Source organism: Tersicoccus mangrovi (genome assembly GCF_036881825.1).
Lineage (GTDB): Bacteria > Actinomycetota > Actinomycetes > Actinomycetales > Micrococcaceae > Tersicoccus > Tersicoccus mangrovi.
In genome coordinates, this window is sequence record NZ_JBAJMW010000004.1 from 367004 (window position 1) to 389051 (window position 22048).

Annotated in this window: 24 protein-coding genes and 2 pseudogenes; 14 read left to right on the forward strand and 12 right to left on the reverse strand. The window is 68.1% G+C overall.

Features of this window, described 5'->3' with window-relative positions; genetic code table 11:
* Window positions 1-74 precede the first annotated feature (74 nt).
* Window positions 75-1280 carry a thiamine pyrophosphate-dependent enzyme gene (locus tag V6N00_RS10170; protein WP_062633824.1) on the forward strand — a complete coding sequence of 402 codons (1206 nt, stop codon included), beginning with the start codon at window positions 75-77 and terminating at the stop codon, window positions 1278-1280.
* Between the two features lie 95 nt (window positions 1281-1375).
* A complete protein-coding gene (locus V6N00_RS10175) occupies window positions 1376-2092 on the forward strand; it encodes a class II aldolase/adducin family protein (protein WP_062633823.1) in 717 nt (238 codons plus the stop codon).
* A 555-nt stretch (window positions 2093-2647) separates the two neighbouring features.
* On the opposite strand, the gene V6N00_RS10180 is transcribed toward V6N00_RS10175, so the two are convergent.
* Complete coding sequence (locus V6N00_RS10180; RefSeq protein WP_046746337.1) at window positions 2648-3883, reverse strand: IS256 family transposase; 1236 nt, start codon at window positions 3881-3883, stop codon at window positions 2648-2650.
* A gap of 274 nt (window positions 3884-4157) precedes the next feature.
* Between V6N00_RS10180 and V6N00_RS10185 the strand changes: the two are divergent.
* From V6N00_RS10185 to V6N00_RS10205, 5 genes and pseudogenes are all read left to right on the forward strand, one after another.
* Window positions 4158-4271 (forward strand): annotated as a pseudogene (locus V6N00_RS10185) (Cd(II)/Pb(II)-sensing metalloregulatory transcriptional regulator CmtR); the annotation flags it as partial.
* Window positions 4268-6184, forward strand: a complete 1917-nt coding sequence (locus V6N00_RS10190) for a heavy metal translocating P-type ATPase (protein WP_028707591.1) — start codon at window positions 4268-4270, stop codon at window positions 6182-6184. The pseudogene V6N00_RS10185 and the gene V6N00_RS10190, both read left to right, overlap by 4 nt.
* The gene (locus tag V6N00_RS10195; protein ID WP_076693368.1) at window positions 6184-6792 is read left to right on the forward strand and encodes a cadmium resistance transporter; all 609 of its coding nucleotides are present in this window, start codon (window positions 6184-6186) and stop codon (window positions 6790-6792) included. The genes V6N00_RS10190 and V6N00_RS10195 overlap by 1 nt, the downstream gene beginning before the upstream one ends.
* Window positions 6789-7313 carry a signal peptidase II gene (locus tag V6N00_RS10200; protein WP_026936350.1) on the forward strand — a complete coding sequence of 175 codons (525 nt, stop codon included), beginning with the start codon at window positions 6789-6791 and terminating at the stop codon, window positions 7311-7313. The genes V6N00_RS10195 and V6N00_RS10200 overlap by 4 nt, the downstream gene beginning before the upstream one ends.
* Before the next feature lie 10 nt (window positions 7314-7323).
* Complete coding sequence (locus V6N00_RS10205) at window positions 7324-7635, forward strand: thioredoxin domain-containing protein (RefSeq protein ID WP_026936351.1); 312 nt, start codon at window positions 7324-7326, stop codon at window positions 7633-7635.
* A gap of 7 nt (window positions 7636-7642) precedes the next feature.
* Here the strand turns inward: V6N00_RS10205 and V6N00_RS10210 are convergent, their stop codons facing one another.
* The 3 genes and pseudogenes from V6N00_RS10210 to V6N00_RS10220 all read right to left on the reverse strand — a co-directional run.
* Window positions 7643-8926, reverse strand: a complete 1284-nt coding sequence (locus tag V6N00_RS10210) for a hypothetical protein (RefSeq protein WP_229660029.1) — start codon at window positions 8924-8926, stop codon at window positions 7643-7645.
* A gap of 683 nt (window positions 8927-9609) precedes the next feature.
* Window positions 9610-9903, reverse strand: coding sequence for a helix-turn-helix domain-containing protein (locus tag V6N00_RS10215; protein WP_188668856.1), 294 nt, complete (start codon window positions 9901-9903; stop codon window positions 9610-9612).
* Window positions 9904-9905: 2 nt separating this feature from the next.
* Window positions 9906-10214 (reverse strand): annotated as a pseudogene (locus V6N00_RS10220) (LexA family protein); the annotation flags it as partial.
* Here V6N00_RS10220 and V6N00_RS10225 point away from each other — a divergent pair.
* Entirely contained in the window at window positions 10128-10439 is a 312-nt protein-coding gene (locus tag V6N00_RS10225) for a hypothetical protein (RefSeq protein WP_188668857.1), read from the forward strand. The pseudogene V6N00_RS10220 and the gene V6N00_RS10225 sit on opposite strands and share 87 nt — an antisense overlap.
* 11 nt (window positions 10440-10450) lie before the next feature.
* Here the strand turns inward: V6N00_RS10225 and V6N00_RS10230 are convergent, their stop codons facing one another.
* The 5 genes from V6N00_RS10230 to V6N00_RS10250 all read right to left on the reverse strand — a co-directional run bounded on the left by V6N00_RS10230 (window position 10451) and on the right by V6N00_RS10250 (window position 14159).
* Entirely contained in the window at window positions 10451-10612 is a 162-nt protein-coding gene (locus V6N00_RS10230; RefSeq protein WP_334232054.1) for a hypothetical protein, read from the reverse strand.
* 99 nt (window positions 10613-10711) lie between these two features.
* Complete coding sequence (locus tag V6N00_RS10235) at window positions 10712-11401, reverse strand: helicase associated domain-containing protein (RefSeq protein ID WP_334232058.1); 690 nt, start codon at window positions 11399-11401, stop codon at window positions 10712-10714.
* A 6-nt stretch (window positions 11402-11407) separates the two neighbouring features.
* The gene (locus tag V6N00_RS10240; protein WP_334232061.1) at window positions 11408-11965 is read right to left on the reverse strand and encodes a recombinase family protein; all 558 of its coding nucleotides are present in this window, start codon (window positions 11963-11965) and stop codon (window positions 11408-11410) included.
* Between the two features lie 229 nt (window positions 11966-12194).
* Window positions 12195-12878 (reverse strand): metal-dependent transcriptional regulator, encoded by a 684-nt coding sequence (locus tag V6N00_RS10245; RefSeq protein WP_334232062.1) that lies wholly within the window; start codon window positions 12876-12878, stop codon window positions 12195-12197.
* A 33-nt stretch (window positions 12879-12911) separates the two neighbouring features.
* The gene (locus tag V6N00_RS10250; RefSeq protein ID WP_334232063.1) at window positions 12912-14159 is read right to left on the reverse strand and encodes a sodium/calcium exchanger protein; all 1248 of its coding nucleotides are present in this window, start codon (window positions 14157-14159) and stop codon (window positions 12912-12914) included.
* A 358-nt stretch (window positions 14160-14517) separates the two neighbouring features.
* On the opposite strand from V6N00_RS10250, the gene cmtR reads away from it, so the two are divergent.
* The 3 genes from cmtR to V6N00_RS10265 all read left to right on the forward strand — a co-directional run bounded on the left by cmtR (window position 14518) and on the right by V6N00_RS10265 (window position 17688).
* Window positions 14518-14889, forward strand: coding sequence for a Cd(II)/Pb(II)-sensing metalloregulatory transcriptional regulator CmtR (gene cmtR, locus V6N00_RS10255; protein WP_076695463.1), 372 nt, complete (start codon window positions 14518-14520; stop codon window positions 14887-14889).
* A gap of 422 nt (window positions 14890-15311) precedes the next feature.
* Window positions 15312-16997: a heavy metal translocating P-type ATPase gene (locus V6N00_RS10260; RefSeq protein ID WP_416385067.1), complete on the forward strand. Its 1686-nt coding sequence runs from the start codon at window positions 15312-15314 to the stop codon at window positions 16995-16997.
* A gap of 31 nt (window positions 16998-17028) precedes the next feature.
* Window positions 17029-17688: a DsbA family protein gene (locus V6N00_RS10265; protein WP_334232067.1), complete on the forward strand. Its 660-nt coding sequence runs from the start codon at window positions 17029-17031 to the stop codon at window positions 17686-17688.
* 213 nt (window positions 17689-17901) lie between these two features.
* Here the strand turns inward: V6N00_RS10265 and V6N00_RS10270 are convergent, their stop codons facing one another.
* From V6N00_RS10270 to V6N00_RS17260, 3 genes are all read right to left on the reverse strand, one after another.
* Complete coding sequence (locus V6N00_RS10270) at window positions 17902-18141, reverse strand: hypothetical protein (protein WP_143588396.1); 240 nt, start codon at window positions 18139-18141, stop codon at window positions 17902-17904.
* Between the two features lie 557 nt (window positions 18142-18698).
* Window positions 18699-19646: a cytochrome c oxidase assembly protein gene (locus V6N00_RS10275; RefSeq protein WP_334232073.1), complete on the reverse strand. Its 948-nt coding sequence runs from the start codon at window positions 19644-19646 to the stop codon at window positions 18699-18701.
* Window positions 19643-20188, reverse strand: coding sequence for a DUF6804 family protein (locus tag V6N00_RS17260; RefSeq protein WP_465193109.1), 546 nt, complete (start codon window positions 20186-20188; stop codon window positions 19643-19645). The genes V6N00_RS10275 and V6N00_RS17260 overlap by 4 nt, the downstream gene beginning before the upstream one ends.
* A 48-nt stretch (window positions 20189-20236) precedes the next feature.
* On the opposite strand from V6N00_RS17260, the gene V6N00_RS10285 reads away from it, so the two are divergent.
* The 3 genes from V6N00_RS10285 (at window position 20237) to V6N00_RS10295 (ending at window position 22042) form a co-directional block, all read left to right on the forward strand.
* Window positions 20237-21145: a cation diffusion facilitator family transporter gene (locus V6N00_RS10285; RefSeq protein WP_076695457.1), complete on the forward strand. Its 909-nt coding sequence runs from the start codon at window positions 20237-20239 to the stop codon at window positions 21143-21145.
* 15 nt (window positions 21146-21160) lie between these two features.
* On the forward strand, window positions 21161-21535 hold the full coding sequence (locus V6N00_RS10290) for an ArsR/SmtB family transcription factor (RefSeq protein WP_076695455.1): 375 nt from the start codon (window positions 21161-21163) through the stop codon (window positions 21533-21535).
* 213 nt (window positions 21536-21748) lie between these two features.
* Window positions 21749-22042, forward strand: coding sequence for a recombinase family protein (locus V6N00_RS10295; RefSeq protein WP_334232075.1), 294 nt, complete (start codon window positions 21749-21751; stop codon window positions 22040-22042).
* Window positions 22043-22048 lie beyond the last annotated feature (6 nt).

Consider the following 22048-nt stretch of genomic DNA (forward strand, 5'->3'; position numbering starts at 1 on the left):
TCCCCCGGGCGGAGCGGCTTCCGGAGTTCCTCGAGCGAGCGTTCCAGATCGCTTCCACCCCTCCCTACGGTCCGGTGCACCTCGGCATTCCGATGGACTTTCTGGAAGAGGAGATCGAGTTCACCCCGGGACCGGTGACCGAGTATCTGCATGAGGCGCTCGATCCGGATGCGGTAGAGCGTCTCGCCCAGATTCTCAGGACGGCGGCCAGTCCGGTCATCGTGGTGGGGACAGAGGTCGCGCGGTACGGTGCGATTGCCGCGCTGGAAAGGCTCTCCGACCTGGTGGACGCGTCCGTGCTCGGGGAGATCAAGGGCGCCGACCTCGCCTTCCCGAACACCAATCCGAGGTACGTCGGCAAGCTGACCGCATCGAGCCCTGCACTGGAGGGCGCAGACGTCGTCGTCCTCCTCGGCGCCGAGCTCACCGAGGGGCTGGCGATGCCCCTGCCGGATTTCGGTGACAGCCTCGTGGTGCAGGTCACCGTGGACCCGCTCGCTCTGCGCCGGCAGTACGCAGGTCAGGTCGGCATCCTCAGCCACCCCGGGCGCCTGCTCGATGCGGTCGCCGATCGCCTCGCTGAAGGCGGAGCGGTACCCGTGAGCTCGGGCGGGCGGGTGCGAGGGCTCAGAGAGCGCTGGGAAGCGGGCCGCGAAGCCTTGCGGTCGCGCCTGCTCGGCGAGGCTGATGGCGCGGTATCGGCGGCCCACATCGCGGACCTCATCCATCGCCTCGGCGGCTCCGAGACGATCGTCGTCAACCAGTGCGGATCCGCGGAGGGCTTCATCGACACACTCGTCGACTATGGCGCACCGTGGACGTATTTCGGCCTCTCGGGGAAGGCGAGTGCTCAGGGTTGGGGCGCGCCGGCGGCGGTCGGCATCCAGATGGCTCGTCCCGATCGTCGAGTGATCGCCGTCCTCGGCGATGGCGGGTTCATGTTCAACTCCACAGCGATCCACACCGCTGCCGCGTACGACGTTCCGGTCGTCTACCTCGTCCTCGACAACGGGGGCTGGCGGGACGTCGCGACCGTGACGGGAGCGATGGGCAGCTCGCTCGGAGAGCCCGGCGCAGAGGATGCGATGCGCTGGACCTTCCGGCCCCCGATCGACCACGCATCGTACGCCCGAAGCCTGGGACTGAAGTCTTGGCGGGCGTCCAACCCGGAGGAGCTCGAGAGCGCGTTCGCCGCCGCGTTCGCCGAGGATGGGCCGACGCTGATCCAGGTCGCGTCTGCGATGGGCGATGTCCGGGTCTTCGGGCAGGCGTTCGCGTGAGATGTCGAGCAGGAGTGACAGCGCCGTATACGGTGAGTGAGCCGCGTGTTCGGGCTGACAGCGACACGTACGTCTGCAGTAGGGAGCGATGAAGGATGTCAACTGGTGATCGACTAGGGGTTCGAGAGGATCTCGTCGATGCGAATCGCATTCTCGTCCGCCACGGCATCCTCGATGCTTTCGGCCACGTGAGCGTCCGTGACCCCGACGACCCGAGCAGGTTCCTCATCTCCAGAAACCTGGCCCCCGGCCTCGTCACGCCCGACGACATTCAGGTGATCGGATTGGACGGGACGACCGCGGACGACAGACCGAGCTATCTCGAACGATTCATCCACGGCGAGATCTACCGGGCACGCGCCGATGTCCAGGCCGTTGTCCACAGCCACTCCGCGTCGATGGTGCCCTTCAGCATCTCCAGGACGCCTCTGCAGGCGGTGTGGCACATGGCGGGCTTCCTCGGCGAAGCGGTCCCGGTCTTCGAGATCCGTGACAGCGTCGGGTCCTCCAGCGACCTGCTGATCCGCAGCGGTTCGCTCGGCGCGGACCTTGCTGCGACCCTCGGGGGCGCGGCGGTCGCACTCATGCGAGGACACGGATTCGTCGCCGTGGGCGACTCGATCCCGCAGGCGGTCGCCCGCGCGGTCTACGCGGACCTCAACGCCCGAGCACAGGTGACGGCCGGTCAGCTCGGCGGCTACACCGCCCTCACCGCAGAAGAGGGCGCCGCGGCCGCGGAATCCAACAACGGGCAGCTCACGAGGGCCTGGGAGATCTGGAGAGCCAACGCCAGGCGCGGGGAGAGCGTCTGAAAGCGCGCCTCCTCCAGGCGCGCTGAGCAAATCCGCCCGCTCGCGGCCGGCGCGTCATCGCGTCGGCGAAGCCGGCCGTTCGCCCCTGGTGGGGCGGTCCGGCATGCCGGCACACGCCGCCCGCGCCTAACGGCTCGCGCCATGTTGTGTATCTGACACACACAACAGTAGTAGGGGGGGGTCGGACATTTGACGGGCCGGGGGGTGGACACGGGAGCGCCCCGCCGGATCGTCTCGGCGGGGCGCTCGGGTGCAGCGTTATCGCGCCGTCCACCACCGCGGGCGCGCGGGACCGGCCGTCGGGATTGCACCGGTGAGGGCGTCCGGAGTCAGTGGACGGGCCTGCCCGATCGTGAGCGGCACGGCCTGTTGCAGGTGCGCCTGCCGCTCCTTACTGTCCTCCCACCGGATGAGGTCATGGGGGGAAGCGAACGTGATCTCGACGACAACCTGGCGCCGGTGCCGTTCCGAGACTCGGACCTTCGACTCCCGGTAGGGCCGCGTCCGTTTGAGTGGTGGTCTTTCGCTTCGTTGCGATGATCAGCTGTCGTTAGTTTAGGCGGCGGTGATCTCGGGGAGTATCACCGCCTCGTCGATGGTGGGGGTGGTCGCGGTGAGCTCGGTCATGGAGGCTTCGGAGAAGTAGCGGCGGTCGGCGGCTTCCCATTCGTCGTGTTGCTCGACGAGGACGGAGCCGGCCAGGCGGAGCAGGGCGGCGTTGTTCGGGAACACGCCAACGACGTCGGTGCGGCGCTTGATCTCCCGATTGAGGCGTTCCAGCGGGTTCGTGGACCAGATCTGTCGCCAATGCCGGGCGGGGAACGCTTTGAACGCGAGGATGTCGTCACGGGCGTCGGTGAGCATCACGGCGGTCTTGGGGTGGACGCGCTCGATCATGCGCACGACTTCGTCGAACTGGGCATCGATGTGCTCGGCGTCGGGTTGGGCGAAGATCGTGCGGATCACGCTGGCGACCATCTCCTGCCGGCCCTTCGGGAGGGCGGTCAGGACGTTGCGCATGAAGTGGACGCGGCAGCGCTGCCAGGCGGCGCCCTGCAACACGGTCGCTGCGGCCTTCTTCAGTCCGGCGTGGGCGTCGGAGATCACCAGCTTCACCCCGCCCAGACCTCGTGTCTTCAACGAGCGCAGGAACTGCTTCCAGAACTCCTCGGTCTCGCTGTCTCCGACATCGAAGCCCAGCACGACCCGCCGCCCGTCAGCGGCGACGCCGATCGCGACGACGACCGCCTGGGACACGACACGGTGGTCGATGCGGACCTTGCAGTAGGTCGCGTCGAGGAACACGTAGGGGTAGGCGATGTCAGACAGCGAGCGGTCGCGGAACGATGCGACCTCGGCGTCGAGCCCTTGGCAGATGCGGGACACCTCGGACTTCGAGATGCCAGTGTCAGCGCCGAGCGCTTTGACGAGGTCATCGACCTTCCGGGTTGAGACGCCGTGGAGGTAGGCCTCCATCACGACCGCGAACAAGGCTTGGTCGACCCGGCGGCGCCGCTCCAGCAGCGACGGGAAGAACGACCCCTGCCGCAACTTCGGGATCCGCAACTCCAGATCCCCAGCCGTGGTCGACAGCACCCGCGGCCGGGAACCGTTGCGGGTAGTCGTGCGCTCGCTCGTGCGCTCGTAGGGGGCGGCGCCGATGAATGCGGCTGTCTCCGCGTCGATCAGCTCCTGGTAGAGCCGCTCGGTCGCGGCTCGGATGCGGTCGGTGGTGCCGGTGAGCTTCAGTTCCCCGAGCAGCTCGAGGAGGGCAGACTGGTCAAGAGCCATCGTGCGGTGTCGTCTTTCTGTGTGAGTTCTTGGTCGTTCTCACTGACCATCGCACGATGGCTCACCCCGTCGCGGTCACGACGCCGCGGGCCCGAAAGACCACCACCCCGCGGGACTCCAGGCCCGGTAGCCGGGGAACGACTGGGCCCGGCCGGTGAAACCATGCGCCCACTCGGTGAGATCGTCCAGCCGCCCCCTGTGCGTCAGGATGGGGTGAGACACCAGCACTGCTGACCTTCGCACTGCACGGGGCGAGAACGGACCAATACTGANCGCGGCCGCTCTCATCGCGCTGGTGGATGTGACTCTGGCTGTCGACGAGCACGCTCCGTGCGTGGACTCGTCGTGCACCGTTCCGGGTTGCTGCGGAGCGGGAGCAGACGCGTGAGCGCGGCATGCGGCTGCGAGCACGAGCCGACGACCACGGCAGTCGATGAGAGCGAGGAGAAGGAGCGGCCCTGGTGGAGGGACCGCGGGATCATGGTGCCGGTCTTCTCCGGTGTCGCGTTCCTCGCTGGTCTGATCCTTGAGTGGTCCGGCATGGAGATCCCGGCACTGGTGCTGTTCTGGGTCGGCTTGCTGCTGGGCGCGTCGACGTTCACGCCGGGCGCGATCCGGAAGCTGTTCAAGGGCAAGCTGGGCATCGGGCTGCTGATGACGATCAGCGCGGTCGGCGCAGTCGTCCTCGGCTACGTCGAAGAGGCTGCGGCGCTGGCGTTCCTCTACTCGATCGCAGAGGCGCTGGAGGACAAGGCGATGGACCGCGCCCGCGGCGGGCTGCGAGCGCTGCTGAAGCTGGTCCCCGACACCGCGACCGTGCGCCGCGACGGCGCTTCGGTGGAGATTGCGGCGAAGGACCTCGCGGTCGGGCAGGTCATGGTGGTTCGTCCCGGCGAGCGGATCGCGACCGACGGAGTCGTCCGTGCGGGGCGCTCCAGCCTGGACACCTCGGCGATCACGGGCGAGTCGATCCCGGTCGAGGTCGAGCCCGGCGACGCCGTGTCGGCCGGCGCGATCAACAGCGCCGGTGCGCTGGAGGTCGAGACGACGGCGGCGGGCACCGACAACTCGCTCACGACCATCGTGGAGCTGGTGGAGCAGGCGCAGGCGGAGAAGGGCGAGCGAGCGCGCCTCGCGGACCGGATCGCGCGCCCGCTGGTCCCGGGCGTGCTGGTCCTCGCGGCCCTGGTCGCCCTGGTCGGCTCGCTGTTCGGGGACCCGGAGCTGTGGATCACCCGAGCCCTCGTCGTCCTCGTCGCCGCCTCCCCGTGCGCGCTGGCGATCTCGGTGCCGCTGACGGTGGTCGCGGCGATCGGCGCGGCGAGCAAGTTCGGCGTGATCATCAAGTCCGGCGCGGTGTTCGAGCGCTTCGGCACGGTCCGCCACGTCGCCGTCGACAAGACCGGCACCCTCACCCGCAACGAGCCCGCCGTCACCGCGGTCCTCGCCGCGGACGGCGTGACCGACGCCCAGGCGCTGGCCTGGGCGGCCGCGCTGGAGCAGCACAGCACGCACCCGCTGGCCGCGGCGATCACCGCCGCAGCCCCCGGAGCCCAGGCTGCGGAGGGCGTGACCGAGCAGGCCGGGCACGGCATCGAGGGCAAGATCGACGGGACTCGGATCACCGTCGGCAGCCCCCGCTGGCTCGACGCCGGGGTGCTCGGCGACCAGGTCGCGGGCCTGGAGGAGCAGGGCATGACCGTTGTGATCGTGCACCGCGACGGGGCCCCTGTCGCCGCGATCGGCGTCCGCGACGAGCTGCGTCCCGAGGTCCCCGAAGTGGTGCGGACTCTCGCGGCGCAGGGCGTCGGGGTGACGATGCTCACCGGCGACAACGCCCGCACGGCACGGGCGCTGGCAGCGCAGGCCGGTATCAGCGACGTGCGCGCGGAACTGCGTCCCGAAGACAAAGCGACCGCGATCGGGGAGCTGTCAAAGGCGGGGTCGGTTGCAATGATCGGCGACGGCATCAACGACGCCCCCGCTCTGGCCGCCGCGGACATCGGCATCGCGATGGGCGCGACCGGCTCGGACGCGGCGATCGAGTCCGCCGACGTCGCGTTCACCGGCCACGACCTCCGCCTCATCCCGCGCGCGTTCGACCACGCCCGCCGCGGACGCCGCATCATCAACCAGAACATCGTCCTGTCGCTGCTGATCATCACCGCGCTGCTGCCGCTCGCGCTGTTCGGCGTCCTCGGACTCGCCGCTGTGGTGCTGGTCCACGAGATCGCCGAGGTCGTCGTGATCCTCAACGGACTCCGCGCCGCCCGCACGCGTACCCCACGGCTGGAGAGCTGATGCTTGCGACCATCGGCTCAGCGATCGGCTTGTTTGCTGCGACCAACATCGATGACATCGTCGTGCTGACCGTGCTGTTCCTGGCCTCCAGCCGAGGGAAGCCGCGACCGTGGCAGATCGTCGCAGGCCAGTACCTCGGGTTCATCACCCTCGTCGTGATCAGCGTGATCGCCGCGCTCGGCCTGACCATCGTCCCCGACGAATGGGTGGGCTTCCTCGGCCTGATCCCGCTCGGCATCGGCATCTGGACCCTCGTGCGGGGCCTGCGACGCAACGGTGACGACGATGACGACGACGAGAAGATCACCGCGGTCGGGCTGTGGGGCGTCGCCGGGATCACGATCGCCAACGGGGCCGACAACATCTCCCTCTACACGCCGATCCTCCGCACCAGTTCGCCCGGCGACGTCGTCGTCATGATCGCGGTGTTCCTCGTCCTCGTCGCCGTCTGGTGCGCTGCTGGACGCCTGATCGGAACCCACAAGGCCGTCACCGAAACGCTTGAACGCGTCGAGCACTGGCTCGTACCCGTCGTGTTCATCGGCCTGGGCCTGTTCATCCTGATCGATTCCGGCGTCATCGTCCGCCTCGTCGAGGTCCTCGCATGACCCCGGACGCGGCTGCCGATGCTGAGCTGACGTCGGGAGAGCGGCAGCAGAGGGGGCGTTGGCGGCTCACGGCGGGGGCACTCGCGCTCGGCGGGCTCGTCCTCCTGATCGATCAGGGGACGAAGGCATGGGCGGAGGCCACGCTCACAGTAAGTGAGCGCCTCCCGCTGATCGGCGACCTGCTGGGCCTGCAACTCGCTTACAACCCCGGCGCGGCGTTCTCCTTCGGTGAGGGTTCCACCTGGGTGTTCGCGCTGGTGGCCGTCGCGGCCACCGTCACCGCGATCGTGTTCGCGTTCCGTGTCCGACACCCCGGGTGGGCGATCGTGATCGGCGCGCTTGGCGGGGCCGCCGCCTCCCACGCCGGCGACAGGCTTTTCCGTGCTCCAGGGTTCGCCCAGGGGCACGTCGTGGACTTCCTCGCCTACGGGAACTGGTTCATCGGGAACGTCGCCGACGTCGTGATCGTCACCGCCGCGATCGCCGGAGCGCTTCTGATGATCCGCGGCAACGAGAACTGAGAGGACCATCATGGAGATCATCCTGCAGTATTTCAACGGCTGCCCCAACTGGGAGGTGCTCGACCAGCGGCTCGCTGAAGTAGTCAACGACCGATCCGATGTCAGGGTCATACGTCAGCTGGTCGAGACCCCCGAGGACGCCGTGCGCCTCGGGTTCCACGGCTCCCCAACCGTGCTCGTCGACGGCATCGACCCGTTCGCCGACGAGCGTACCCACGTCGGGCTCGCCTGCCGGATGTTCCGCACGCCAGCTGGGATCGCCGGGTCGCCGACCGTCGAGCAGTTGCGCGAAGCGATTTCCGGCCCGGGCGCTGACGTGTGATGCTCGTTCAGGCGTGGTCGGAACGGAGTGCCGGATAGTCGGACCAGTCACCGCCGGCGAGACGCGACCATGCGGCGGCGGACGAGGTCGTGATGCCGAGGAGATCCGAGACGATCCGGGGATGCATTTGCCGGGTGAGCTCGATGAGCGCTGTGGTGCGTGCGCTTCCCGCGAGCAGGCCTTCGGCGCGAAGACGACGGCTCAGCGGGCCCGGGGTGAGGTGATTGCCTGGGTTCCGGCCGGGGAACAGCCATCCTTCAGGATGGTGCTTCGCGGCGTCGGCGAGATCGCTGATGGCGTCGCCAAGGATCTCGGGGAGCCCGATCGGCTCGGCCCCGACGGTCAGCGTGACGGGCCGCGAGCTCGTATCGATCTGTGTCCGGGTGATCGTGACGATGCGGGTCAGCTGGATGCCGTAGAGCAGTACGAGGAGCCCGGCTGCCCGGGTCTTCGGGTCCATGCCGGCATCCGACAGGAACTTGCGAGCCATCTGCCATCGGTGGTCGGAGGCGTAGCTTCGCCCTTCGAGGCGATGGGCTCGGAACTCGACTCGGAGGGTGCTCATCCGGTGCCGTCGTAGCCAGCGAGTGAATGGTGCCAGCGCGTCACGCTGGCTCGGTGAATCAGTCAGATATGCGTCGAGCCGGCGCTGCGGATAGGTTGCCAGCGTCTCTTGCTGTGACCGAATCTCTCGAAGAAGCGCGGCGCAGTACTTCAGCGCGGCCCGTTGCCTTTGGAAGCCAGCGGCTGGACTCGATGTACTGCGGGGTACCGCTCGGAAAGCCCGGGTGGACCGGAGGAGCTCCCAGGTGCAGTACCGGCGCAGGACCAGCCGGTCCTCGGCATGTTCGATGCCCGCCAACCATCCATCGAGCCAGTGGTCGAAGCGCGTGCCTTCGACATCGATCTCCGGAAGCACTCCTGAGCGGACCAGAAGCGAGAGGAGGAACGCTACCGACTGTCCCGACCGAGCTCGGGTGATGATCGCCTCGGCGGTGAGTGGCAGGGTTCCGTCCGCGATCTCGCGGAGCACCATCGCGCACTTGCTCTTGTGCATCCAGCGTTCGAGCGATGCGGCTTTGCTGTGGTGCGTGAGCAGATAGTCCGCAAGGGGGTGGAGGTCCGCGCGGATCTCTCCCGCGTCGTCGGCGAGCAACTGCTGGATCGCGACGGGCCGGCGGCACTCGACGCAGAGATGATGCTTGCGGATCTCCTCGATCGAGCCACACCCAGGGCAGGCCATCGTCACCGGAGCGCCCGCGCAGTCGGCGCAGACCTTCTGACCGTTCATGAAACCGGTCAAGAACACCCTGCGCCCGCACTCGGGACAGGGCTGCGGTCTACGCATCGCGTAATAGCAGCGTGCGCATACCCGTCGCCCGTCAAGGTGGGAGGCGACCCGGCCAGGTTCTCCGCAGAGACCGCAGGTCTTGATCGGTGCGGTATAACAGGCCAGGCAGACGAGTTCCGGGCGGCGGACGATGATGGTCGCGTGCTGCCTGCACCGCGAGCAGTCACCGAACGATCGAGGGTCGGCTCGCCAGCATTCGCGGCAGAAGCGCTGTCCGTCGATCGTGCGCTGCACGGGTCGGACCCGGCCACAGGAAGCGCAGGAGACGGACCTGGCGTTCCGCTCGCAACGAGAGCAGTGCCGACCACCGCTCGGCGTCTTGTGGGGCATTCTCACCGAGCGGCCGCAGGACTCGCACGTCGGCAGCACTACCCGGTCTGCTCCTTCTTCTACCAGCGCGCGGGCCAGATCCTGGACGGTCACCGGCACATTCGCATGCCGCCCCTCGAGGACCCCAGGCTGCTTGATCAGCGCGAGCTCAAGAAGCCGCTGCGTGAGGGGCACTGGCGCAACCGAATGCACGATCTCAGCGAGACGCTCGGGCAAGATCTCGGGAACGAGGGGACGCACGAGGTCGATAACTTCCGTGACTCTCGGCTGCTGCGGAGGCTTGGCCACCGTGGCTACTTCGTACGCGGACGGCGGATGGTTGCGCGGACAGGACGGAGATCACCGATCGACCCGCGCGTCGCTTCCTCGCCCACGGCCACCGGGGTCGATGCCTCTCGGCGAGCGATTGTCACGAGATCGTCGAGTGAGCACTCCAGCGCATCGCACAACGCCGCCAACACGTCGAGACGCACCCGCTGAGGCGGTTGCGTCACCAGCCGATACACCTGCTCCCTGGACAGGTCGATCCCGCGTTCCTCGAGCAGTGGCTTCAGCTTGGAGGTCTGGAAGATCCCGCGCGAAGCCATCACTCGGGGTAGGCCGGGTTCTCCGCGGCCAGAACGACACCGGCCCGGGTGAGACGGAGCCTCTTGACGGTCAGTTCACCGTCGAGGATCGCGACGACCACGGCACCGTCGGTGGGCCGGCGGGCGCGGTCGACGACGAGTTCGTCGCCGTCGCTGATGCCGGCCCCGGTCATCGAGTCCCCCGACACCCGGACCACGAACGTGGAGGTCCGGTCCTGGATGAGGTGCTCGTTCAGGTCGACGGACCCGTCGTAGTAGTCCTGTGCCGGCGAGGGGAACCCGGCCGGGACGGCGATGGGGGCGACCTGGATGCCGGCGGCCGCGGCGACCTCCTCGGAGCGGCCGCCGGCACCTACAAGGCCGCGATGGCCGATCCGACGTCGGGGTGTTGGTGGGCGGTGGCGGCGATGCGGTTGTGCGTCGACGCCGGCGCCGACCTCGACGTCGCCCGCGCGACCGTGCCCATGGTCGCGGCCCGCCTGGCGGCCGCCGGCGGCGGCTCCGCAGCAGCGTCACGTCACCCGGGTGGGGCGTAGTCGAGCACCTATCAGCATCGTCTGCGGATGACTACGCCAGCCACGGGACGGGCGTCCACCGACGTCGCCGGCGGGTTGACGGTGATCGCCGCCGGCACAGCCGGGATCACCTGGGTTGGAGAGTGGTCCGCGAGCTGGGCGAAGGGGACCATGATGGCCAGGGCGACGCTCACGAGCGCCCGGACGGTCCTGTTGTGTGAAGGGGTCACGGCTGCTCTATGCGGCCCGACCGTCCACGGCTGTCATGCTTTTCCCGGAGTACCCCCCCTGCCCTACTCCTGCGGCAACCGTGGGCTCCTGCGCCCGCGCCAGTCCGGCGCCACGGCGTCGAGCGCTTCCACGCGGTGTGCCGTGAGCCAGGACCTTCGGGAGGCGGCTCGCAGCCCCATCAGCCAAACCGCCAGCCGCCGCTCCTCCTCGCCCGCGCCCCCGTACCGGGTCGGGATCCGATGCTGCTGATCGACGAACGCGGCCAGCTGCTCGAGCCGCTCAGCGAAGTGCTCGTCGCGCAACGCGCCAAGCGCTGGCCGGCGCCACCGACTCACCCCGTCCAGTGCTGCCGCCCTGTCAGCACTGAGGTTCCCCCGGCGCTCGGCAGCCCGCTGGCGGGCCAGCCACCCGTACAGCTCCCTCTCATACCGGCTCCCGCTGTTCTCGCGGGGCTCGCGCCCGTTGCGCTGCAGCCAGTCGCGGTAGTCGGCCATCTTCTGCCCGAAGTCCTGCCTCTGGGTGAGGGTCGCCGGCAACGGGTGCAGGTGCCTCTTGAGCCGACGGGCCGGCATCGTCGGGTCGCGGCGCACGCGCACGGCGATCGCCTGGTTCACCCGCCACGAGTCCACGCCGCAGTGCCGAGCGATCTCGCGTGGCTCGAGGCCGCGCATCCACATCAGCGCCCACTCGTCCAGGCCTACGTGCGGGTGCGTGCACCCGTACTCGATGCAGTCCGGATCCACCGCGACCATGCCCCGTCAGAGCTCCGTATTGCCGTCGACGTCGAGGGCGCGGATGATGGTGGACCGACTGACCTTCCGGTCCGCTGCGATGGCATTCAGCGTCCACCCCTCGGCCCGCCGCCGGCGCACCAGGTCGACGTCGTGCGGCTCGAGGGCTCGTGGGCGTCCGGCCTTGCCGGCCGCCGCGGCCAGACCGGCCTTCGTTCTCTCCCGGATCAGCTCGCGTTCCATCTCCGCGACGGAGGCAATCACGTGGAACATGAGGCGGCCTGTGGGAGTCGCGGTATCGATGCCTTCGGTCAGCGACCGGAACCCAACACCGCGGTCCGCCAGCTCATCGAGCAGGGCCGCGAGGCCCTTCACCGTCCGGCCGAGCCTGTCCAGCTTCCACACCACCAGTGTGTTGCCCGGCTGCAAAGCGCGGAGACACATGTCGAGCTGCGGCCGCGCCATCGTCTTCCCGGACACGCCTCGGTCGGCGTAGACGTCGAAGCAGCCGGCAGCCTCCAGGGCCCGGCGCTGCAGCTCGAGCGACTGATCCCTCGTCGACGTGCGGGCGTAGCCCAGGCTCACGCCGTTGGGCGTGATTCGCGGCTCCTCGACGTCGACCTCACGGCCAGTCCCATCGACAACCGTCAAGCGTGACGGCATCCCACTCCCCCAAATGTTCCAGAATCCAACTCGGTCTCGTTCTGACACAGTATGTCATTGGACATGCATTCTGACCTGCTGGTTATGGGTTTTCGACGGCGGTCGCAGCAACGTGTCAGAACCGGTCGATTTCGGCCTATACCTGCTGCGTCTACGACGACCGGTCTTCGGTCGTCGTAGGCACAGCAGTGGGCACCGTGAAGACGGCGCCCGCTATCTGCGCACTGCACTGGAAGGAGCGCCCACCTTCGACCCGAGCAGTCAGGAGCCCGGTGTCATCCAACGCCTCGTCGATGGTCAACTCGGTGCCGATAGTGATACCGGCGTCGGCCAAGTACCGCAGGATGCCCGGATTGAGGTCGGAGACCCTGACGACAACGACGAGTTGCCCGACCTCGACCGTGCTCAACGGACTGCCGGGCGGTCGTTCATCTTCTGCCCTACCGGGGATCGGGTGGCCGTGTGGGTCGACTGCCGGGTAGCCGAGAGCGGCGTCCATCCGTTCGAGCACGAACGGCGAGATGGCATGTTCGAGTTCGTCCGCCTCAGCGTGGACTTGGTCCCAGGTCAGGCCGAGGAAGCGCATCAGGTAGGTCTCGATGATGCGGTGTCGGCGGACGACCTGCACGGCGATCTCTTGTCCCGCTTCCGTCAGCAGGATCTCCCCGTACGGCTCGTACTCGATCAGCCCCTGCCGAGCGAGCTTCTTCAGATTCGCCGTCACCGACGGTGGGGTGACGCTGAGGGACGCGGCCAGGTCGGAGGTGGTGGGCAGTCGCCCGTCCGTGGGCCATTCCCGGGCCTTCCAGATCAGCGTCAGGTAGTCCTCGACCACCTTGGTGACACCATCGACGGCAACCATAGCCCGTTACTTCGCCTCCAGCATGGCCGGCTCAGCGTCCGCTGACCTCTGTGGGCGCCGGAATGGGACTCGCAGGGTGGGCCCGATCTCCCGGCGATGGACAATCAGCCACACTACTGCGATCGCTGCCTGCAGCGCGCTCAGGACGTAGCGGCCGGTGGTGTCCGTCACCGCGAACTGCACGGCGAAGATCGCCGCCAGGCCGATCGCGGACTGCCAGTGGAAACGGAGCGCAAGAATGATCGCGAGTCCCATCAGCGTCTGCGTCGCCGTCAAGACGAATTCCTCGGTCTGCCGGGCGTCCAGGGCCAGGTCCCAACCGCCGCCGCCGGCCAGGTGCGCGATGGGGAGGGAACCGACCAGCAGGCTCCACTGGTTGACTTTCGCGGCGATTAGGGTCCCGATGGCGGCTGCGCCCATGCCCCGCAGGGCGAACATCACCGCGATGATGAACTCGGGCGCCTCCGAAGCCAGGGGCGCGAGCCACTGGACCAGGAAGAAGCTGTCGATGCCGAGCGATGACCCGGACTCGACGAGCGCGTCCGCGAACGGTTCGGCCGATGCCAGGATCAGGGATGCGGAGACGACGAAGAGCCCGATGACTGTCGCCCGGCGCGTCTTGCGCGGAAGATCACCGATCAGCTTGGCCGGCCCCACGAGTTCTTCCTCGGTCTCGCTCTCGACCTGACCCGAACGCCAGAGATACCAGACGAACACCAGCACCAACAGGACGCCGAACGAGAAGGGAATCTGCCCGAGCACGGGGATCACGAAGGCCAGCAGGCCCAGGAGGGCCAGGAACCCGGTCTCCAGGCGGCTGCCGCGCGGCAATGGCAGGTACCCTAGGCTGGGGCGGCCCTCCGCCTTGGCGGTCTTCCTGGCCACCAGCAGGGCCACGATCACCACGAGCGGCCAACCGAAGCCCAACAGCAGCCGGTTCGATCCGGTCATGTTCGCCGCCGCATACTGCTCGTACGCCGGGTCCGTGCCGGACCGGAAGGCGTAGTAGAGGTCGACGGCGTATTCGGGCAGCACGGCGATCACCGCCAGGATCGCGATGGCCAGGGCCCCGGCGATGTCCTTCTGCGCCGCTTCCGCGGCCCACGCCAGCAGGAAGGCGGAGGCGACGATCGCCGCACCGAAGACCAGCATGCCCGCAAGCGGTGGGATCTCGAGGCCGGAGAATCGGACGATGATGGCCGGGGCCGCGATGGCCAGGCACAAACCGACACGGCGCAACAGTGCAGCGGGCATGAGTTCACTCCAATGATCAGCACGACGCCAGAGCGCGACACACTCCGGCCCTTGGGCCGAAGGTCTCGCTCGCCTCATCACCTGAGGTGACGTACCGGGCGGATCGTCCTGATCGCCACTATGTCGACACGCCGCGTCCGGTGCTGCACCAGGACGGAACTACTCCCCTTCGCCATCGATGATCACAAGCGACATTCGTGTGTGTCTACGTGAAGGCAAGCCATTAGATCGGGTGAATACGGAAGTTGCCGTTGCGTCATCGCTCTCGACGCCATGAACTCGCCGCGTTCCCGGCCTCACGCCGCAGAATCAGCGCCCGGACCCCGAACAGGTCAGTGTCCGCTGTATAGTTAGGGCCATGCTGACCATGGCGTCTCGCCTCGGTGTCATGAACCGTCTCGGCCGGGCGATGGCCGATCCCACCCGTTCCCGGATTCTTCTGGAACTGCTGTCCGGCCCGGGCTACCCGGCACGGTTGTCCGAGGCACTGCATCTGACGCGCACGAATGTCTCGAACCATCTGTCGTGTCTGCGGGGATGCGGAATCGTGGTGGCGACACCGGAAGGCAGGCAGACCCGGTACGAGATCGCCGACCCCCATCTGACCCGGGCGATCTCCCTCCTCCTGGACACGGTGCTGGCCTACGACGACGGCGGTCCTTGCCCCGATGAACACTGCGACATTCCGCTGTGCTGCGGCACCGGGGCCGAGCCGGGCGGAACGCTGTGAGCGACGAGTGCTGCGATCCCGACGAACAGCGCGCGACTACGTCCATCCCCCGTCCGACTCTGCTCGGACGTCCGGCAGGCGGTGCTGCCTGCTGCACGTCCGGTGACCCCGAGTCGGCACCCGGATCCGCGGCGTCCGTGCGGCATCGTGACGAAGGCGACGCCTGCTGCGGCGCCGACCCGGCTCGATCGGCGACCAAGTCCGAGCGCAGCGAGGACCGCCCCTCGTGGTGGTGCGATCGTGCGTTGGTCCGCTCGCTGGCTTCCGGTGTCTTCCTGCTCTCCGGGTACGGCATCACGTGGGCAGGGCTCCCAGTTCCTGCCGTGGTGCTGCAGGGGGTGGCACTGGTGGCCGGCGCTTCCACCTTCGTACCGGGGGCGATTCGCCGCCTGCGGCGGGGGCGCTTGGGCGTCGGCCTGCTGATGACGATTGCCGCGATCGGCGCGGTGCTGCTTGGCCATGTCGGTGAGGCCGCGGCCCTGGCGTTCTTGTTCTCGCTCGCCGAGGAGCTCGAGGACCGGGCGATGGATCGGGCGAAGGAAGGGTTACGGGCCCTGCTCGCCCTGATCCCCGGCACGGTGCGCGTGTCCCGTCCCGACGGCGACGCCACGATCCCCGCCCCTGATGTGCGCGAACGGGACGTTCTCGTGGTCGGCGCCGGGGAACGGGTCGCCACGGACGGCCTGGTCATCGGTGGCCGGACGAACCTGGACACGTCCGCGATAACCGGCGAGTCGATCCCGGTCCACGTCGGCCCCGGGGACCACGTCGCCGCAGGATCCGTGAACGGATCGGCGACGGTGCGGATCGAGGCGACCGCGGACGGTCGCGACAACTCGCTGACGCAGATCGTCGCCCTGGTCGAGCAGGCCCACGCCCAGAAGGGTGAGCGGGCGCGCCTGGCCGACCGCATCGCCCGACCCCTCGTCCCGGCCGTGCTCGTCGCCGCGGCGCTGGTGGCCCTGTTTGGCGTCCTGGTCGGCGATCCGTGGACCTGGGCGGAACGCGCCCTCGTCGTCCTCGTCGCCGCGTCCCCCTGTGCGATGGCGATCGCGGTGCCGGTGACGGTGATCAGCGCGATCGGCTCGGCATCGAAGTTCGGGGTGGTGATCAAGTCCGGAGAGGCGTTCGAGCGACTCGGCACCATCCGTACCGTCGCCCTGGACAAGACCGGCACCCTGACCCGCAACGAACCAGCCGTGGTCGACGTGAAGACCGTCCCCGGGGTCTCCCGCGACGAACTGCTCAGCTGGGCCGGCGCCGTGGAGGCCACTAGCACCCATCCGATGGCCGCTGCTCTGATTGCGGCCGCGCCGGGGGCCGAGCCCGCAACCGAGGTGGTCGAGGAGGCGGGCCTCGGCATCACCGGCCGGGTGGGTGAGCACCAGATCCGTATCGGCAACACCCGGTGGCTCGCGCCCGGGCACCTGCGACCCGCCGCGGAGGAGATGGCGGCCCAGGGCATGACCGTGGTCGTCGTCGAGTCCGACGGTCAGCTCGTGGGTCTGATCGGCGTCCGCGATGAACTACGCCCCGAGTCAGCAGAAGCGGTGCACCTGCTTCACGCCCAGGGAATCGACACGACGATGCTGACCGGTGACAACACCCGCACTGCCCAGGCTCTCGCTCGGGACGCGGGTATCACTGACGTGCGGGCGGAGCATCTTCCGGCGGACAAAGCCCGCGCCGTCGCCTCGCTCGTCGAGGGAGGGCCCACCGCGATGGTCGGCGACGGCATCAACGACGCACCAGCCCTCGCCACCGCGACGGTCGGAATCGCCATGGGATTGAAGGGCTCCGCCGCCGCGATCGAGTCCGCCGACGTCACCTTCACCGGCCACGACCTCCGCCTCCTGCCCGGCACCCTCGCCCACGCGCGACGCAGGCGGCGCATCATGACGACGAACATCGGCCTCGCCCTGGCGATCGTGATCGTCTTGTTCCCCCTCGCCCTGTTCGGCGTGCTCGGACTCGCCGGCGTGGTCCTCGTGCACGAAGTCGCCGAAGTCGTCGTCATCCTCAACGGCCTCCGCGCCGCCCGCCGCCCAACCGCTCTGCGCCACCTGGCCGCGACGCCGGCACCCCAGCCGCAACTCACACCCGTCTGACCGACCCCTCGCCCGACCAGGAGCCCGCCCCGTGAAGACCTTTGCCCGCGCGACCTACATCACCGGTGCCGTCGTCATCGTGCTGGTGATAGCAGCCCTCACCGTCGCCTTTCGACCGGATCGGCCCACCGCACCTGATCCCAGTCAGACCGTCGGCGCCCTGCCCGCCGCGCGCTCCAACTCTCATGTCCTCGATGACGCCGGTCCTGACGCTCCGACTCTGGTCGAGTTCCTAGACTTCGAGTGCGAGGCCTGTGGCGCGTTCTACCCGCTCGTCGAACAGCTGCGCGGCAAATACGCCGGCAAGGTCAACTACGTCGTCCGCTATTTCCCGCTACCCGGACACGTCAACGCGATGAACGCTGCCCTCGCCGCCGAGGCCGCCGCCCAACAGGGACAGTTCGAGTCCATGTACCGCCAGCTCTTCAAGACCCAGAAGCAGTGGGGAGAACAACAGGTCCCGGACCCCGGCCAGTTCCGCGCCTTCGCCGAGGATCTGGGCCTGAACATGGAGGATTACGACCGGGCGGTCGCCGCCCCGGCTACCGGGGAACGCGTCGAGCAGGACGTCAACGACGGCAAGTACCTCGGCGCAACCGGAACCCCGACGTTCTTCCTGGACGGCAAGAAGCTGGAGCTGACCGGGCCCGCCGACCTGACGGCCGCCCTGGACGCCGTCCTCGCCCGCTAACCGCCAGTCAAACCCTCACTAGCGAAGGTCGGGCAGTGCGCCCCTACCGGCCGCCGGGGCCGTCGCCGTCCCCGACGACCGACCGGCGCGGACTCATATCGACTCGGCGCAGTCGGTCACCATCACGTAGGTGCCCCGTTCCTCGACCGTCTCGCCGGCCTCATGGTCAGAAGCCGGCGTTTTCAACCACCCCTTCACCTTTCGAAGGGGAAGTCAAGAGCAGTATTTCTGACCCCAGTCCTCAACTTTGATTTTCGCATCGATGTATGCGGACTCATTGTACTTGCTCGGATCTTTGATGGCAGCGTCCATAACCTGATCCAGCCCTTTCAGGCGGGGCTTGAGGTCGTTAGGTGCCTTGGCCTGCAATGCATGGAAGGCCGTGTCTAGAGATTTCGCACCGGTTGTGTCCGTGGGAGAAAGCAGGGAAGGGAAAAAGTTCAGGTATTCCAACTGCTCAGCTAAGGGGGCGCAGACGGCGTCGGTGCTGCGGGTCGGTGATGACGAGGGGCCAGCACCGGTGGCGGCGGCGGTCCTTGTGTCCGGCGCAGCTTGGTCCTGAGTCGGGGTACATGCGGTAAGGACCAGGACGAGCGCCGTCGCCCCTAGCAAGGAACTTCCGATTCTACGATCGGCGGTTCGAGTGGCGTTCATAACGACTGGTGCCTTTCGGAAGAAGCTGTTGGCCCGATCAGGGGTTGAGGCCCCGTCATGGTGAGGTTATCGTCTTGCATGACGACGGTCATGCCACCTTATTGGTTCGACTATGGCGTTCTCTCCGCGGCGCGCATTATCGATTGACGCTCGCAATGTCTCGTTAAACGAACGTTTAGCGGACCCTTCCACGGTCCTCGACGTGCCGGCAGCGGCCGCAACGACCTGAGGCGTCCGCTGCCAGACCACGTCAAGGTTATGCATGCCGCCTCGGCCACCCGTGTGACGCGTCGGGCAGGATGTCGACCACGGCAAGTACCTCGGCACGGCCGGGACCGCTATCGACCGCGCTGGCCCTACTCGTCGCCGGCAGACGACGAGCCTCGTCTCTCGAGGGAGGCGAGGTAGGCGTTGTACTCCTCCAGGTCGGCTTCGTGCCGTGGTTGGTGGCGGGCGGCGAGTTTCGCGTCCCGCCTGCCCCACCGGGCGAGGGTCACGATCAGGATGACGAACAAGGGCAGTTCGGCGTAGGTCCACGCCAGGGTGCCTGCGACTGCCTGGTCGAAGAGGGGGTCGACCGACCATGATGGGGGCGGGCTGGAGAACGCTGAGAAAAGTAGTGAGGGCGTGCGTAGCAGGACCAGGCCGAAGATGGCGTGGATCTGGAGTTCGACGCCTACGTCGGCCAGCCGGGCCGCGTAGGACGGGGCCCTCGGTAGCGGGTCGGAGGACCAGAGCGGCACGGCGGCGACGATTCCGCCGACGAGGAAGGTCATCAGCAGCAGCTCGTGCCCCGCCGGCAGGGCGATCGCCACGCTAACGAGGTCGGTGAGATAGAGCCCGAGGTAGAGCGCGGCCGCGACCATGATGGCGACGGCCGGGTGCAGGACCGCGCTGGCCACGCGGGAGCGCAGCCCACCGTGTGCGACGCGCAACGCCACACGACCGATCCCCCGGTGCGGTGTCGCCCGGAGGATGAGCCGGCCCGGCGAACCGACGATGAGTAAGGGCGGCACGACGGTCATCAGGGTGATCTGCTGGAACACGAGCGCTCCGACGAGCCACTCTGCGTACTGGTTCAGCCCCAGACTTCCGGTGAGAAACAGGATCCCGCAGCCGAGCAGGAACGAGATCGTGCGCAATGCCGACCAGCGACGTCCCCGCCGCCAGAGCGCCACCGCACCGAGCAGGTACAACACGGCGAGCACCACGGCGATCGGCGCGACCACGGACACACCGACGGGCCAGAACGCCACCAAATTTTCTGGTGTCGGCGGCGGAAGGATCGTCGCATTGCCGGTCACGATCGCCGCACCCTGATCGTCACACCGGCAACGAGGAAGACGACCGCCGCGGCGGGCTGAGCGGCACCCCAGACCGGACCGGCGAAGGAAAGCGGGAGGACCGGGTTCCACACCACGGCGATCAGCGTGAACACCGGCACCCACCACCAATGCTTGGCCTGCACCGCGAACCAGCCGACAATCACCGCCAGGATCGCGGTCAGGAACAACACGACCGGACCCCAGCCCGCTCCGGTCAGAACTGGGGCGAGGAAGAGTGCCGCAGCTGCGACGGCCCCGGGAGCGAAGGCGTTCCGCTGGTACGGCGAGGGTACCCGTCCGCGCCTGCTCACCGCCGGCCCACCATCGAATCGTTGCACCGGCGGAAGGATCGGGAGGTCTTGTCGGTCATGATTCCGTTCCGTCGAAGTGGTCAACAAGCACACGGGCGGCCTCCACGCCGGCAGGGCCGCTCTGCTTCCTGCATCGACGCGGGACGCGAGCGTCGACCAGTCACGGCCCACTTCGCCGCCCTCAAGGACGGTGTGTTCCCGGTGTTGCACTTAGGCTAACATCTGAATACCTGTTCATATGAATAAGCGAGGTGGGAGATGGGCGCGGGGCATCAGCACGGACCGAGCACGGGTGGAAGTGCGAGCGGACGCCATCTGCGGGCTCTGATCGCGGCCCTGTGCCTCACCGGCGGGTTCATGGTCGTGGAGTTTGTGGTTGGTTTCACGACCAACTCGCTGGCCCTGATCTCCGACGCCGGACACATGGGAACCGACGTCCTCGGCCTGGGCATGGCGACTGCCGCCATCCTGCTGGCTCGCCGCCCCGCAACCGCCCAGCGCACCTACGGCTTGTATCGGCTGGAGGTGCTGGCAGCCCTGGCCAACGGGATCCTGTTGTTCGGAGTGGCCGGCTACGTGATCGTCGAGGCCGTGCGCCGGATCAGCGACCCTCCGTCGGTACCCGGGCCGCCGCTGCTCATCACCGCGGTCATCGGCCTGGCCGTCAATGTGGTCAGCTTCCTGCTGCTGCGATCTGGAGCCCGCAACAGTCTGAACCTACGCGGGGCGATGCTCGAGGTGATGGGCGACATGCTCGGATCGGTCGGTGTGATCGTCGCCGCGATCATTCTGTGGACCACCGGGTGGCCCTACGCCGATCCCATCATCGGCGTCGGCATCGGCCTGTTCATCCTCCCCCGCACCTTCATCCTCACCCGCCAGGCCCTGCGGATCCTGCTCGAGGTGGCTCCCGCCCACGTGAACGTGCCGAAGCTGACCTCCCAGATCGAAGCCCTACCGGGCGTGGACAGCGTGCATGATCTGCACGTCTGGACACTCACCTCGGGCATCGAGAACGCGACCGGCCACGTCCGCATCGCCGCCGGCGCCGACTTCGCCACGGTCCTCCAGGCAACCCATGCCGTGCTCGACGAACACGGCATCCACCACGCCACCATCCAGTGCGAACCGGTCACCTTCACCGACGAGCGTCAGCTGCCGGTCTAGCTAGAGTGACACTCCATGGGAGCCCCACAGGAACCTGACGGAGACGACGGGCAGCACATCAGGGTAGAGATACCGGCCGAGGAGAGCGTCCTGCAGGTCGCTGACGTGTTCTCGCTGCTCGGCGACCCCGCGCGGGTCCGAATCCTCACCGCACTGCTGAACGAGCGGATGCGGGTCCGCGACCTGGCCGCTACCGTCGGATCCAGCGAATCTGCCGTGTCCCACGCCCTCCGGCTTCTACGGGCGCACCACGTCGTGAGGGTGCACCGCGTGGGTCGCGAGGCCCACTACGAACTCCACGACGCCCACGTCCGCGCCCTACTCCAACTCGCCCTCGACCACGTCACCCACGCCAACCCGATCCACGTACTTGGAGAATCGGACCACTAACCGCACGCGGGCTGCGGGACCCGAGGCCGAGGAACCGCCGCTTTCCCTGAGCCCCGCCTGGAATGCCGACCGCGCTGGTGTCCGTTAGACGAACGCCTATCGCACACTCCCCCGCTCCCCCGCCTGGCCGCGCCGTCGCCGGGATCGACGGTGCACGATAGACCCGCCCGATGATTTGCTCGATGAAGGGGCCCATTCTGCAACACTGAGGCCGTGAAAATCGGATCCGCCCGCGTCTCGACCGCCGGCCACGACGTCACCGCCCAACGCGAGCAGCTCATCGCACTCGGCGTCGACGCCGAGCGCATCCACGTCGACCACGGGCTCACCGCCATCAACCGTGCCCGCCCCGGCCTCGAGACCACCCTCGCCGCAAGCCGCTGCGGTGACGTCCTGGTCGTGACCAGGCTTGACCGGCTCCCTCGGTCAGTGCTCGACGCGCGGGCGATCGCCGACCAGCTCGTCGAGCGCGGCACTCAGCCCGGTACAGCCGCTGATCGTTCATGACTGTGT